This window comes from Fuscibacter oryzae, from assembly GCF_016765795.1.
Lineage (GTDB): Bacteria > Pseudomonadota > Alphaproteobacteria > Rhodobacterales > Rhodobacteraceae > Fuscibacter > Fuscibacter oryzae.
The window spans coordinates 250,210-264,092 of sequence record NZ_JAESVP010000005.1; the positions used below are offsets into that span (position 1 = coordinate 250,210).

Below are 13,883 nucleotides of genomic sequence, written 5' to 3' on the forward strand. Positions count from 1 at the left end.
GGCCGGGGTGGCCTGCCGATAAGGCAGGCCACCGCTTTGGATCAGCGGGCGTTGTCGATGCCGGAAACCAGCATATCCACCGCCTCTTGCGACGACATGTCGGTGACGAAGAACTGGCCGACCACATCAAAGAACACGCCGGCGAACTGCGGTTGCGCGGCGAAACCTTCGGTCAGGCCGCCCACCATGGTGCCCGCCTTCACCGCAGCATCGCGGTCGGCAAAGCTGCGCTTGGCGCAATCGTCGAACCCGTCAACCGGAACGTCGATCCGCGCCGGGATCGAGCCCTTGATCATGTTGAAGTTCTTCTGGTTTTCCGGGTCCATCACGGTTTCAACCCAAGCATCCTGACCGGCGGTGATGTTGGCATCGTCGATGTTGAAGGTGCCGAAGGTGTCGATGACGAACTTGAAGTTCGGCACAGCCGCCGGAGTGGGGAAGCACAGGAAATCAACGCCCGGCTTCAGCCCCTTAGCCAGAAACTCGCCCTTGGCCCAGTCGCCCATGATCTGCATCGCCGCCTGGCCAGATGCAACCATGCCCGTCGCCACCGCCCAGTCACGACCGGTGAAGCCGTCATCGACCAGCCCGCGTACTTCGCGCAGCGTGTCAAAGGCTTTCAGCATTTCCGGGCCGGACAGCGCCGCCGGGTCCAGATCCATCACCGCCTTCTTGTAGAAATCGGTGCCGTTCTGGTCGGTCAGGATCGCCTCGAACACCTCCAGGATCTGCCAGCTTTCATCCGACAGGGCAAAGGCTGTGACGCCGTTTTCCTTCAGCTTCTTGCCCGCCGCGATCAGGTCATCCCAGCTTTTCGGCTCGGCGATGCCGTATTTGTCGAACAGCCCCTTGTTGACCCACAGCCAGTTCTGCCGGTGCATGTTGATCGGCACCGCGAAATAGGTGTCATCCGCCTTGACGAAGGGCAGGATCGCCGGGGCAATCGCGGCCTCCCAGCCGTTCTTGGCGTAAAGGTCGTTCAGCGACCGCAGCGCGCCTTCCTTCTCCCACTCAACACCCTCATAGCCCAGAAACTGCATGGTTGCGGGTGGGTTGCCCGCCGCCAGACGGGTGCGCAGGGCCTGCGTCGCATTGGCGCCTGACAGGCCGCCGACGGCGCTGTCCTGCCAGGTGAAGCCCTTGGTCGCCAGATTGTCGGTCAGCACCTTCAGTGCGCCAACCTCGCTTTCCGACACCCAATGGTGGATGCCTTCTACAACGCCTTCGGCACGCGCCGTCATCGGCAGGGCCAAGGCGGTGGCCAGCAGCAGTTTGGTGAAATGGGTCATTCGATGTCCTCTCTGTGGGTTGGGATGCCCGGTGTTTTTTGCGTGGATTTTGTCTCTGCCGGGCTGGTTTGGGGGTCAGATAACTTCGGCGGGTTGGCCGTAGGGCACGTTCTGGCCGCCATAGCGGCGAACGCGCAGGTTGGCCTGTTCGGCATGGCCGACAAACCCTTCCATGTGGCACAGGCGCGAGCCGATGGCCCCGATCCGGGCCGAGGCCGCATCGGTCAGAACGCGCTGATAAGTGCAGGTTTTCAGGAACTTGCCGACCCAAAGCCCGCCGGTGTACCGGGCCGAGGTCAGCGTGGGCAAAGTGTGGTTGGTGCCGATCACCTTGTCGCCGAAGGCGACATTGGTGCGCTGGCCCAAGAACAGCGCGCCATAGTTTTTCATATGGGTCAGGAAGTAATCGGGATCGGCAGTCATCACCTGCACATGTTCCGACGCAATGCGGTCAGCCTCGGCTACCATCTCGTCCAACGTGTCGCACAGGATGATCTCGCCAAAGTCGCGCCACGCCTTGCCCGCGATCTCGGCGGTGGGCAGGATCGCCAGAATCCGGTCGATCTGATGCAAGGTATCGCGGGCCAGCGCTTCGGAATTGGTGATCAGGATGGCGGGCGAGTTCACGCCATGCTCGGCCTGGCCCAGCAGGTCGGTTGCAATCACCTCGCCGTCGCTGGTGTCATCGGCGATCACCAGCGTTTCGGTCGGCCCGGCGAACAGGTCGATGCCGACACGGCCGAACATCAGCCGTTTCGCTTCGGCGACATAGGCATTGCCGGGGCCGGCCAGCATATCGACGGGCTGGATGGTTTCGGTGCCATGGCCCATCGCTGCAATCGCCTGAACACCGCCCAGAACGTAAATCTCATCCGCCCCGGCCAAGGCCTGCGCCGCGACGATCTTCGGCGCGATCTGGCCCTTGAACGGCGGCGCGCAGGTGATCACCCGGTCGCAGCCCGCCACCTTGGCGGTCAGCACGGTCATATGGGCCGAGGCCAGCAGCGGATATTTCCCGCCCGGCACATAGCAGCCGACATTGGCGATGGGGATATTCTTGTGGCCCAACACCACGCCGGGCAGGGTTTCCACCTCGAGATCCAGCATGGTGGCGCGCTGCGCTTCGGCAAAGTTGCGCACTTGCGTCTGGGCAAAGTCGAGGTCGATGCGTTCCTGCTTGGTCAGCCCGTCGATACAGGCGCGGATTTCGGCATCGCTCAGCCGATAGCTGTCGCGGTCCAGCCCGTCGAATTTCACCGACAAGCGGCGCACCGCCGCATCGCCGTTGTCTTCCACATCGCGCAAAAGCGCGGTCACGGTTTCGGTCACGGCGGGGTCAGAGGTCGCCCCCTGCGTCAGTCTGGCGGATTTGATATAGCGGATCATGAGGCAAGCCTTTTCGGTTCGGCCACGCCCGTCCTGCGGGGGCCGTCATGTGCGGATGTCAGGCTGGAAGGGCGCCCGCCGGTCAGCGCGGCGGGCGCGGCAGGTTAAAGATGCTGCTCTTTCGCGCGCATTTCTTCGTAACCGGCCTGTTCCTTTTCGTAATAGGCGGGCGAGGGGAAATCCCACCAGCCGGTGGCAAACGGGCCAGCGGCATCGCGCGACACGATCACCTCGACCAGTGCCGGGCCGCCGCAATCCAGCGCGGCTTGCAGGCTGCTTTCCAGATCCTCGTTCTTTTCCACCTTCCAGGCTTGCAGGCCAAAGGCGCGGGCGGTGGCGGTGATATCGGCGGAATAGGGCTCGCCATTGCCCGCGTGGTGGTTGAATTCAGACGCCACATGACGCCCCATGAATTTGCGCTGCCCGCCGCGGATCGACATATAGCCCTGATTGTTCAGCACCAGAAACACCACGTTGATGCCGTTCATCGCGGCACAGCCCATTTCCGGCAGGCTCATCATGAAGTCGCCATCGCCGACGATGGCCACCACCTTTTTATCCGGGCAGGCCAGTTTCGCCCCCATCGCTGCCGGAACCGCCCAGCCCATCGGCGAGAAGGAGCCAGAGGTCAGATGCGTGCGCGGTTCATAGACCGGAAAGCTTTGCTTCACCGCGCCTTGGGTATTGCCCGAGCCGACGACGACAATCCCGTCACGCGGTAACACCTTGCGCAGGGCGACCAGCGGGCGCTGCGAGGTGAACGGCGTTTCGGTGCTGTTCTCGCGCGGTTCGACCTTTGCGCGCCACTCGGCTTTCGAGCGGGCGACATCGGCGGTGAAGGCCGCATTGCCTGCGCGCAGCTTGGCGGCTTCGGCGTCGCTGATCGCGTCCAGCAGTTGCGCCAGTGCGACTTTGGCATCTGCCACGATGCCCACTTCGGTCGGATAGGTCTTGCCGATCTCGCGCGGGTCAAGGTCGATATGGATCAGGCGGCCCGGCGGGAAGCTGAACGACACGCCCTTGGCATAGGACGAGGCCGACCAGTCGGTAAATCGGCAGCCAACCGAGATCACGACATCGGCCGAAGCGGTGATCTCATTGCCGCAGGTGGTGCCGGTCTGACCGACCGCGCCGATGAACAGATCATTGTCTTCGGCAATCGCGCCCTTGCCGTTCCAGGTGATCGACACAGCAGCGCCCAGCTTTTCGGCCAGCGCGGTCAGTTCGGCGGACGCATTGGCGGTGATCGCACCGCCGCCCGCCACGATGACCGGGCGCTTAGCCGACAGCAGCACCTTGACCGCCGCCGAAATCGCCGCCGGATCGGGATGGGCGACCCCCACCGGCATGCGCTTGTCCAACGGGTGGATCGTCACATCCGCCGCTTCGACCTGCACATCCATCGGCACTTCGACATGCACCGGGCCGGGGCGACCGGTCAGCATCTCGTTGAAGGCGCGGTGCATCACCGTGGGCAGGGTTTTCACCGAATTGGCGGCCCAAGCGCGTTTCGTCACCTGCTCGGTGATGCGCAGAAAGGCGTTGTCCTGCTGACGCTCCAGCTCCTGCATGGTGCCGTGGCCGTGCATATAGGTCTGCGGCGAGCCGGAAACGTAGAACAGCGCGGTCGAATCGGTATAGGCGGTGGCCAGACCGATGATCGTATTCGTGGCCCCCGGCCCCACCGAGGTGGAACAGGCCATCGGCTTGCCGCTGGCGCGCCAATACCCGTCCGCCATATGGACGGCGCTTTGTTCGTGCATCACCTGAATGAACGGGATGCTCGACCCTTCCTGCATGAAAGCATCAAACAGCGACCAGATGCCATGCCCCGGCACCCCGGCGACATATTCGACCCCGTAATCCTTCAGGGCCTTGGCGACGACCTCTCCACCAGTCAGTTTCATGCGGCTCTCCCATCAGCTGCGGGGTCAGCGCCCCATGTCTTGTTGGGGGCCAAATTCACGGCAGGGGGCTTGCAATGCAACTTCGCATGGCGCAGTTTACTGACGCAAACTGACGCACAATTCTGCGCCCGGAGGATGGGATGGAGACCGACGACAAGGCCGCCGCCTTTGCCGCCAACCTGCGCTATCTGTGCGATCAGCGCGGCTCAATCTCGCAGATCTGCCGCAAGATGCAGATCAACCGGCAGCAGTTCAACAAATACCTGTCGGGCCGCCACATGCCCTCATCCGCCAATGTGCGCAGCATTGCCGACCATTTCTCGCTTAGCCCCGAGGTGCTGTGCAGCCCGCATGCCGAGTTTCGCTCGCTGATCGACGGCAATTTCTTTGATGCCTTCAACCGCCTGCGCGCAGCGCCGCAGGTGCAGGCGTTCCTGTCCACGGTGATGTCGGCCCCCGGCACGCTGGAACAATCGCTGGTCGGCATCTATGACCGCTACCAGTTCTCATCGATCTATCCGCGCCGCATCTTGCGGGCATCGTTGTGCATCTATGCCGGGCAAGACCTGTTGCAGCACACCTATGTGGAGCATTTCCCCAGCCATGATGACCCGAAGAAAACGGCTTACACCTTCAAATATCACGGCTTTGTCCTGCCCATCGAAAACCGCATCTTCACGGTGGATTTTGAAACCGTGCAGCGCAATGAGATGACATTCGGCATCTATTCCATGGTCCAGCGCAGCGCCAAGAGGTTCATGTTCGGCATTACCTCCGGCATCGCCGCCACCATGTTCCGCCAACCGTTTTCGACCCGCATTGCCCTGCATTACCGCCGCCCCGGCCTGTTGGGGCGCGAGGATCTGGCAGGCACCACGGCGCTGGACATGAACGACGGCTCGATCCCGCGAGAGGTGCGCGAATACCTGGGCGACACGCCGGATATGATCAAGCCAAGCTGACCCGGCAAATCTGCGTCAGGTTGCGTCAGTAAAAACCGCGCCGCGCAATAGGCAGGCCGCCATGGGCGTGGTCTTTTACCCCCAACCGATTTTGGGAGTGACCGATGCCGAACGTAACCCGCCCCCTCGCCTTTGCCGATGATTTTATCCATGCCGAACTGGTCACCGATGTCCGCGACCTTGCCGTTGCCGATGCCGTGGTGGTGAACCTGTCACCCCGCCCGATGATTACCGGCGATGCGCACCCCGCCATTGTGCCTGCGTGGAAATCGACATGGCTCAAGGGCGGGGTGATCAAATCGGCAGAGCGCGTGGCGCTGATCAAGGTGGTACAGAAAACCAACCTTGGCGGCTGCGTCTTTCGCGGCTGGGATTGGCTGGGCAACCGGATCAAAAGTTTTCCGCGCGACACGCCGCTGTATATCTCGCACTTTGACCATGTGGGCGAGGTGACGACCGATCCCCTGGTGTTCACCAATGAACGCGCCACGCCGCAGCAGGAACAGACCTTTGACATGCGGCTGAACCTGTGGTGGTCGCCCGGCGACACCGATTGCTTCATCCACAACGAACACCCGTTCCTTGAGGTGCATACCCAGATCCACGGTCAGGGCCGGATGCAGAAATTCCATGAGCGGGATGAGGCCACGATGTATGAGGATATTCCGATGCTGATCGGATATTCGCATGATCCGTTCTGCCGCGTGACCGGGCCGAACCAGTGGACCTACCCTTGGCACCGCTATTATGCCGACACCGATTCCGTCTGGCTTGCCATCGAACTGCATCCGCGGGCCTGACATGGCACTGCGAGGTCCGGGGCCGGCGCCCGTCCGGCAAGAGGCGGATGCCCTTGGGGCCATGGCCGTGCCGTTTGACGCGCTTTATGGCGTGCAAACGGCGCGGGCGGTGGAGAATTTTCCGATCTCAGGCACCTCGGTCGGGCAATTCCCGGCCTTGGTGCGGGCCTTGGCCCTGATCAAGATCGCGGCGGCGCGGGCCAATCTGCGGCTGGGCTGCCTTACCCAGGACAAGGCCGAGGTAATCGAGAAGGTCTGCGAAGAAATCCTGTCGGGCCAGCATCTGCACCATTTTCCGGTGGATGTGTTTCAGGGCGGAGCCGGCACCTCGACCAATATGAACATCAACGAAGTGATCGCCAATCGCGGGCTGGAGCTAATGGGCCACCCCTGCGGTGACTATGACCATCTGCACCCGAATGACGACGTGAACCGGTCGCAATCGACCAATGATGTTTACCCAACCGCCGTGCGCATCGCCCTGATGGGCGAGCTGCCAAAGCTGATGGCGAGGCTGATGGAGCTGGCGGCGGCGTTTGAGGCCAAGGGCGTCGAGTTTGCCGCCATCCCCAAGCTGGGCCGCACCGAATTGCAGGATGCCGTGCCGATGACGCTGGGTGCCGAAATGCGCGCCTATGGCGTGTCGCTGCGCGAAGATGCTGAACGCCTGCGCTCGACCGTGGCGCTGCTGGCCGAGGTCAATCTGGGCGGCACGGCGATGGGCACAGGCATTGCCGCACCCCCCGGCTATCGGCAGGCGGTCTTTGCCGAGCTGACCACCTTGACCGCCCTGCCCCTGCGCCCCGCCGCCGACCTGACCGAAGCCAACTGGGATGCCGGGGTGTTCGTGCATGTCTCGGGCGTGCTGAAGCGGGTGGCGACCAAGCTGTCGAAGATTGCCAATGACCTGCGCCTCCTGTCCTCTGGCCCGCGCGGGGGGTTGGGCGAGATACACCTGCCCGCCGTGCAGCCGGGATCGTCGATCATGCCCGGCAAGGTCAACCCGGTGATCTGCGAGATGGTCAATCAGGTAGCGTTCCATGTCATCGGGTCGGATGTCACCATCTCTTTCGCGGCCGAGGCGGGGCAGTTGCAACTGAACGCGTTTGAACCGGTGATGGCGTTCGAGCTGATGCAATCGGTCCGGTTGCTGCACAACGCGACCGAAACCTTTCGCCTGCGCTGCGTGGAAGGCATCATCGCCGATGCCGACCGGTGCCGCCGGAATCTGGAGGCATCGACCGCCAACTTCACCGCGCTGGTGCCGCTGATCGGGTATGAAGCGGCCTCACGCCTGGCGCAGGACATGCTGGCCAGCGGCAAGACCTGGGCAGAGATGCAGGCCGAGGTGGAACGCTAGGGCGTATGGGCAACCCCTGTCCGGGCGGATCAGGAAACGCACCGCGTTTCCCCGCCCGCGCCTGCGCTTTCAGCAAAAGTCGTTTCCACACGCAATGCAAAAGGCCAGTGCCTGCCCCGGCGGGCGAGAAGCGCCCGCCGATGGCGGGGCGGGCGCTGGCCGGGCCTTTGAGGCCCGTCCGGTCCGATTGATCCTTCATCACATGGCGAAGGCGATGGCCTTCGCCAGATCACAAGGCCCGAATACGATCTGCTTAGACCGTCACCTCAATCAGGTTGCCGTCAGGGTCGCGCAGGACCGCCTCGTAAAACCCGTCGCCGGTGTGGCGGGGCGCGGCGTGCAGGGCGCCGGTCTGCGCCATGCGCTCGGCCAGATCATCCACCGCCGCCTCTGACCCCAGCGACAGCGCGACATGGGCATAGCCCTGCCCTTCATGCGGGCCGGGGCCACCAACCCAAGGGCCGGTCATCACCTCAATCTCGGCGCCAGAAGCAAAGCGCAGGAACCGCGACTGATAGCCGGGGCGATTGCGGCTTTGATACAGCGGGCCGATGCTGGCGCCAAAGGCCTGCGCCCAAAAAGCGCAAAGCCGGTCAATATCACGGGTCCAAAGGGCAACATGGGCCAAAGTGACGGTCATTTTCCCCTCACGGATTGATCAGGCGCGACATAAGCGCGTGCAGATCGGCGGCGACGGCAAAGCTGTTTTCCTGCTGCTGGAGGCGGCAGAACAACTCGCAACTCCACCAGCCTTGATAGCCGGTGGCCTTGACGGCATCGACCCAAGCCGCAAGGTTCAGCACCCCCGCGCCGGTGGGCACATCACGCAAGACCGACTCATCCGGAATGCCGCCGGGAAAGGTCAGACTGTCGCAGACATGCACGCCATAGATCAGGTCGCACGGCAGGGCGGCCACATCGGCGGGCGTATCGCCAGAGGCGTAGCAATGCCAGAAATCCACCACCAGTCGCAGGTTGGGCCGGTTGGCGCGCGTGATCAGTTCAAGCTGATCGGCAAGGTGGTTCAGCGAAGACCATGCCAAGGATTCCAGATAGACCAACAGGCCGGATTCGGCGGCAAGGTCGGCCAACATGGCAAGGTTCTGCGCGGTAATGCGCATCTGCTCTTCTCTCGGCAACCGCAGCACGCCTTCGTAAAGGCCCGAGGCCGTGCCCGCCGCAAAGGCCCGAACCGCCTGCACCTGCACCGGGCCGGTCAGCACCTGCAACCCCTTGGCCCCGGCAATCTTTGCCAGCCGAATGTGGTCCTGCGCCTCGGCGATCAGGGCATCCTTGTCAGCGCCATGGCGTTCGATATCCAGCAGGAACCCGATGCCCGGAACATCCACGCCCGCCAACCAGCCCGAAAGCTCGGCTTCAGAGATGCCCGCCTCCAGCGCCGCGCGCATCTTGGCGGCGGAAATCTCCAGCCCCTGAAACCCGGTGCGGCGCATGATTTCCAGATCCAGCGCCAAGGGGGCATAACGCGAGACGAGGCCGTGATAGATCAGGGTTTGTGCCATGGGGTCACCTTTCCGATAGGGGGGGTGCGTCGTCGATCCTGACGCGCAGCTCGGCCAGCCCGGCATCCCGTGCGACCTGATAGACCCGCTGGACCGAGCTTAGGCTGCGGCACAGCGGGGATTTCGGGGTTGTCACCCGCCAAACCTGCCCCGCCGCATCCTGCACCAGCAACCGCCAGCACGGTTGCCGCAAAGTGCTGGTTTCATCGGGCAGAAAGATCGGCTGGCCGCCCACTTTGATCTTGCGGCGAAACTGCGCCATGTCACAGGCGGGCAGATCGGCCAGCCAGCCCGCGGTCGCCCGCTTTGGCAACAGCCCCTGGATGGGCGACAGGTCCGTCACGATCAGGCCACCGCCGTGATCAGGTCAGCCGCCCTTTCGCCGATCATGATGCAGACGGCATTGGGGTTGCCCGAAATCAGTTGCGGCATGACCGAGGCATCGGCCACGCGCAAGCCCGCCACCCCCCGCACCCGCAACTGCGGGTCAACCACGGCCATATTATCCTGCCCCATGCGGCAGGTGCCTGCGGGGTGCAGGGCGGCATGCGCCTCGGTCTGGCAAAAGCGGCGCACCGTTTCACGGGTCATCGGGCGGTTGTCGGGCAGATGACGACGGGCGATATAGCGGCGCATGGCGGGGCGCTCCATCACCTCCATCGCGAACAGGGTGGCGTCGGTCACTGCCTCCAGATCGCGGGCATCGCCGAAATAGTTCGGGCGCACGCGCGGCGGGGCGGCGGGGTCGGCGCTGGACAGCAGGATTTCACCGCGCGAATGTGGGCGGATCTGGCCAAGGTTGACGGTGCAGCCATTGCCACCCGGCACGCCATCAACGCCCTCTTCAATCCCCGCGCCGCAGACGAGGAAAAACTGGCAATCCGGCAGCGCCTCGGCCTTGTCACCCCACCAGAACGCCCCGGTCTCGATCAGATTCGACGTGGCGGGCCCCTTGCCGAACATCAGGTAATCCAGCCCCGCCATCGCCCGCCAGCGCAGCTTTTTATAGCGGTCATAGCTGTGCGGGCCATTGAGCTGATAGACCAGCGAAATCTCGATATGGTCTTGCAGGTTCTGCCCCACGCCCGGCAGATCGGCGATGGCCGTGATGCCATGCTGTGCCAGATGCGCCGCTGGCCCAAGGCCCGACAGCATCATCAGCTTGGGCGTGGCGATGGCACCGGCCGACAGGATCACCTCTTTGCGGGCCAGCAGGGTTTTGCGCTGGCCGCGGTGCAGGTATTCCACGCCGGTCGCGCGGCCTTGCTCGATCAGCACCCGCAGCACCTGCGCGCCGCTGTGCAGGGTCAGGTTGGGCCGCCCCAGCGCCGGGTGGATATAGGCCACCGCCGCCGAAGACCGCCTGCGCCCGCGCGCCGTGATCTGGTAGGCCCCCGCCCCCGCCTGATCGCCCGAGTTGAAATCAGGGTTCAGCGGCAACCCCTGTTCCTGACAGGCCAGCAGCCAGGCCCGGCTAAGGGGGTGCAAATTATCGATATCCGACACCTTCAGCGGACCGGTCGTGCCATGCGCGGGGGCGGCAAAGCGGTTGTTATCCTCGGCCTTGATGAAATAGGGCAGCACCTCGTCATAGCCCCAACCTGTGGCGCCCTGCGCCTGCCAAGCGGCATAGTCAGCCGGGTTGCCGCGAATATAGATCATCGCATTGACCGAGCTGCCGCCCCCCAGAACCGAGGCTTGCACCATCGTCGGCTGGTCATTGCGCGTTTGGCCCGGACCGGGCTCCCACGGCAGGCGCTTCAACAGGCGGCCTTGCGCGGTTTTGTAATAGGCACCGGGAATGTGAATCCACGGGCTGCGGTCACGCGGGCCTTCTTCCAGCAAGGCAACGCTGCAATCGGGGTTTTCGGACAGGCGGCCCGCAACGACGCATCCGGTCGAGCCGCCTCCCACCACGATGTAATCGACGCTCGCCATACCGCCCTCCGCTCTGTTGCCTTGCTTAGAAGGTGCAGTTCGGGCGGCATAGTTCGCGGCGCCAAAGAAATTGACGCAATCTGACGCACAAGCGTAGGGCTGACAGTCAGCCCACCGGCCCCCCTTTCAGCGGGCCTGCCATGCGCCAAGGGGCAAAGCGCGAGCAAGCGCAGATAAAACATCAACGATATCAATCAATCTGGTGCCCGCGGCCGGACTTGAACCGGCACGCCTTGCGGCTAGGGATTTTAAGTTCTCACGAAATCCATAGCCGCAAGGCACTTAGCCGGGATACCGGCCCACAGACAGACCAAGAACACAACGTGAAAGTGGGCTTGGGCGAAATCGACCCAAACACCACCAGAAACGAAAACCCCGGCGCGCTGGCGGGCGCAACCGGGGCAAATTCGGCAGTTCATTGTGCAGGCCAGAACGATAGCACGGGGTGGGCCTCGTGACTATGGCAATTCGGATTGATGACTGGTTTGAGGCGGTCGGGCTGCCGGGAACCATCAAGACCGCCAGCGGCTGGGAAGCTGTCGCAACCTGGCCATCTGACCGGCAAATCCCCATCAACCTCGAAGCGGAGATGTCCCTGCCCAGGATGGCACGCATCAGGGATCGCGCATTCTTGGCGGGACACGACCAGTGGGCCGACAGCATAGCCGAAAAGATGGCCGACATCATGGTGCCTTGGCCAGCGGACGAACCCCACTTTGTAAAGGTGGAGGAAGCCACCGGCGAGATCAGCTGCGAAGGTATGGATCAGCGCGAGTGGCAGCCTGCCGAGTTCGTCGCGCTGGCTAAGGGGTTTCGCCGGCCGGATGGTGGGCTTGATGTGGACGAAGGTCATAGGTGGATCGACAGCCAGTATGCCGGTGATGACGATTTGCCTGATCCGCCAGATGAACCGAAGGAAAAACCTGAATCATCGGCGGACGATCCACCGGGCATAACCCCGACACCCTACGAGTGGCGCGATGCCGAGAGCATACCCCCACGGCAATGGCTCTATGGCCATCACCTGATCCGGGGCTTCCTGTCCCTGACCGTCGCCCCCGGTGCCGTCGGCAAGTCATCCCTGATGACCGTTGAGACGCTGGCCATGGTCACGGGGCGCAACCTGATCGGAGACGCGCCACCAAAGCCCCTGAGGGTGTGGACCTGGAACGGCGAAGATCCGGTCGATGAACTGGCAAGGCGGCTTCAAGCTGCGTGCATCAATTATGGCATCGGCAAGGAGGATATTGGCGACCGGCTGATGATGGATAGCGGGCGCCATGTGCCAATCAAGATTGCAACCACCGAACGAAATGGCAGTAAGATTTCGACCCCCACCGTCAAGGCTTTGGTGAAGGCGCTGGCGTCGGCCAAGATCGACGTGCTGATCGTCGATCCATTTGTCACTTCGCACTCGGTTCCAGAAAACGACACCACTGCGATCAACGAAGTGGTTTCGATGTGGCGCATCATTGCTGATGCGACGAACTGCGCCATCGAACTGGTTCACCACGTCAGCAAGGCTGCCGCCCTGGATTCGGCCATCGGCATCTATGGCAGCCGGGGCGCTGGCGCCCTGATTGATGGTGTCAGGTCAGCCCGATACCTTGCCAAGATGAGCGAGATCGAGGCGGCAAACTTCGGGATCGAACAGCCAGATCGCTATTTCAGGGTGCAGGATGGCAAGGTCAATCTGGTGCCAGCCAGCAAGGCGTCCTGGCGCAAGATGATAGGCGTGCCCCTCCATAACGGTGCTGGCCTTTGGCCCAACGGCGATACGATGGGTGTGTGCACGGCATGGGAGCCACCTGATGCCTTCGACGGGGTGACGCCATCACATGTGCAGGATGTGCAGCGTGCCATCAGTTCCTGCGACCAGCCGCCCAAGGCAAGCGAACGTGCCGCCGATTGGGCGGGCTACATCATCGGCGATGTGCTGGCCATGGACCTCGGGCGTGGCCTCAAGAAGGAACAGCGCACAGCCGCCCAGAACATGGCCAGGGCGAAGGTCCGCAGGATCATGGCGCAATGGCTGCGCAGTGGGGCACTGGTCACCGAGGCCACGCGTGACAGCCGTACAGGCCGTGATGTGGAGGTGATCGGGGCCGGTGACCCCATGACCGATGCCGACATCAAGGGTGTGTCATGAATGCAACCACACTCAATCTGACTGTGGTGGTTAACTGTGGTGACTGTGGAAATGGACCGCTGTGGTGGGTGGTGGAAACATCCACCACCACAGTCATTTATATTAGGGAAATGTTGGTGGTGGTGGAACGTGTTTGCCTGTTTTTGTTGGAAAATCTGAGTGTGGAAAATCACGGGGGGTGGTCTTCGACTTTTGCCCCTTTGAGGGGGACCGGCGCGGGGAACTTCGCGCGAGATCGAGCAGAATTGGAGTTTTCAGGATGGGTGCAATGAGGAAGCTGGAACCTGGTGAGCCGCCGCCGCTGGATCGCTGGAGGTTCGATGAAGAGGTCATACCGGCCGCGATCAAGCCGCGAGAGAAGATCTGGGGGGCCAATGGCATCGCAGCGGTGCTGGGCGTATCGGTTGCGACTATTTATCGATGGTCCGCAGATCCGGCATGCGATGTGCCGATCCGGCGCCTCAACGAGCGGTATTTCGCGCTTCGGTCTGACCTGATTTCGTGGATGCAAGGTTCTGCAAGGAATAGCTAGAGCCTGCAAAATGGGCGGATGGCCCCCGCTCTGCCAC

12 protein-coding genes are annotated in these 13,883 nt (G+C 62.9%); 5 read left to right on the top strand and 7 right to left on the bottom strand.

The window, feature by feature from the left end:
- Positions 1 to 41: 41 nt before the first annotated feature.
- From JI744_RS11690 to JI744_RS11700, 3 genes are all read right to left on the bottom strand, one after another.
- A complete protein-coding gene (locus JI744_RS11690) occupies positions 42 to 1,289 on the bottom strand; it encodes an ABC transporter substrate-binding protein (RefSeq protein ID WP_202661094.1) in 1,248 nt (415 codons plus the stop codon).
- A gap of 75 nt (positions 1,290 to 1,364) precedes the next feature.
- Positions 1,365 to 2,675, bottom strand: coding sequence for a histidinol dehydrogenase (gene hisD / locus JI744_RS11695; RefSeq protein ID WP_202661095.1), 1,311 nt, complete (start codon positions 2,673 to 2,675; stop codon positions 1,365 to 1,367).
- A gap of 104 nt (positions 2,676 to 2,779) precedes the next feature.
- Positions 2,780 to 4,582: a thiamine pyrophosphate-binding protein gene (locus JI744_RS11700; RefSeq protein ID WP_202661096.1), complete on the bottom strand. Its 1,803-nt coding sequence runs from the start codon at positions 4,580 to 4,582 to the stop codon at positions 2,780 to 2,782.
- Positions 4,583 to 4,722: 140 nt separating this feature from the next.
- Here JI744_RS11700 and JI744_RS11705 point away from each other — a divergent pair, with 140 nt between their 5' ends.
- The 3 genes from JI744_RS11705 (at position 4,723) to JI744_RS11715 (ending at position 7,704) form a co-directional block, all read left to right on the top strand.
- The gene (locus JI744_RS11705; RefSeq protein ID WP_202661097.1) at positions 4,723 to 5,544 is read left to right on the top strand and encodes a helix-turn-helix domain-containing protein; all 822 of its coding nucleotides are present in this window, start codon (positions 4,723 to 4,725) and stop codon (positions 5,542 to 5,544) included.
- Positions 5,545 to 5,648: 104 nt separating this feature from the next.
- Entirely contained in the window at positions 5,649 to 6,344 is a 696-nt protein-coding gene (locus JI744_RS11710) for a hypothetical protein (RefSeq protein ID WP_202661098.1), read from the top strand.
- Between the two features lies 1 nt (position 6,345).
- Positions 6,346 to 7,704, top strand: a complete 1,359-nt coding sequence (locus tag JI744_RS11715) for an aspartate ammonia-lyase (RefSeq protein ID WP_202661099.1) — start codon at positions 6,346 to 6,348, stop codon at positions 7,702 to 7,704.
- Positions 7,705 to 7,957: 253 nt separating this feature from the next.
- On the opposite strand, the gene JI744_RS11720 is transcribed toward JI744_RS11715, so the two are convergent.
- From JI744_RS11720 to JI744_RS11735, 4 genes are read right to left on the bottom strand one after another with little or no spacing between them, the layout of a single operon-like run.
- The gene (locus tag JI744_RS11720; protein ID WP_202661100.1) at positions 7,958 to 8,344 is read right to left on the bottom strand and encodes a VOC family protein; all 387 of its coding nucleotides are present in this window, start codon (positions 8,342 to 8,344) and stop codon (positions 7,958 to 7,960) included.
- A gap of 7 nt (positions 8,345 to 8,351) precedes the next feature.
- Positions 8,352 to 9,227 (bottom strand): sugar phosphate isomerase/epimerase family protein, encoded by an 876-nt coding sequence (locus JI744_RS11725; RefSeq protein WP_202661101.1) that lies wholly within the window; start codon positions 9,225 to 9,227, stop codon positions 8,352 to 8,354.
- Positions 9,228 to 9,231: 4 nt separating this feature from the next.
- Positions 9,232 to 9,570, bottom strand: coding sequence for a hypothetical protein (locus JI744_RS11730; protein WP_202661102.1), 339 nt, complete (start codon positions 9,568 to 9,570; stop codon positions 9,232 to 9,234).
- Positions 9,571 to 9,572: 2 nt separating this feature from the next.
- Positions 9,573 to 11,165, bottom strand: a complete 1,593-nt coding sequence (locus JI744_RS11735; RefSeq protein WP_202661104.1) for a GMC family oxidoreductase — start codon at positions 11,163 to 11,165, stop codon at positions 9,573 to 9,575.
- Between the two features lie 460 nt (positions 11,166 to 11,625).
- Here JI744_RS11735 and JI744_RS11740 point away from each other — a divergent pair, with 460 nt between their 5' ends.
- Both JI744_RS11740 and JI744_RS11745 read left to right on the top strand, forming a co-directional pair.
- Positions 11,626 to 13,314 (top strand): AAA family ATPase, encoded by a 1,689-nt coding sequence (locus JI744_RS11740; RefSeq protein ID WP_202661106.1) that lies wholly within the window; start codon positions 11,626 to 11,628, stop codon positions 13,312 to 13,314.
- 268 nt (positions 13,315 to 13,582) lie between these two features.
- Positions 13,583 to 13,846 (top strand): DNA-binding protein, encoded by a 264-nt coding sequence (locus JI744_RS11745; RefSeq protein ID WP_202661108.1) that lies wholly within the window; start codon positions 13,583 to 13,585, stop codon positions 13,844 to 13,846.
- Positions 13,847 to 13,883: the final 37 nt, after the last annotated feature.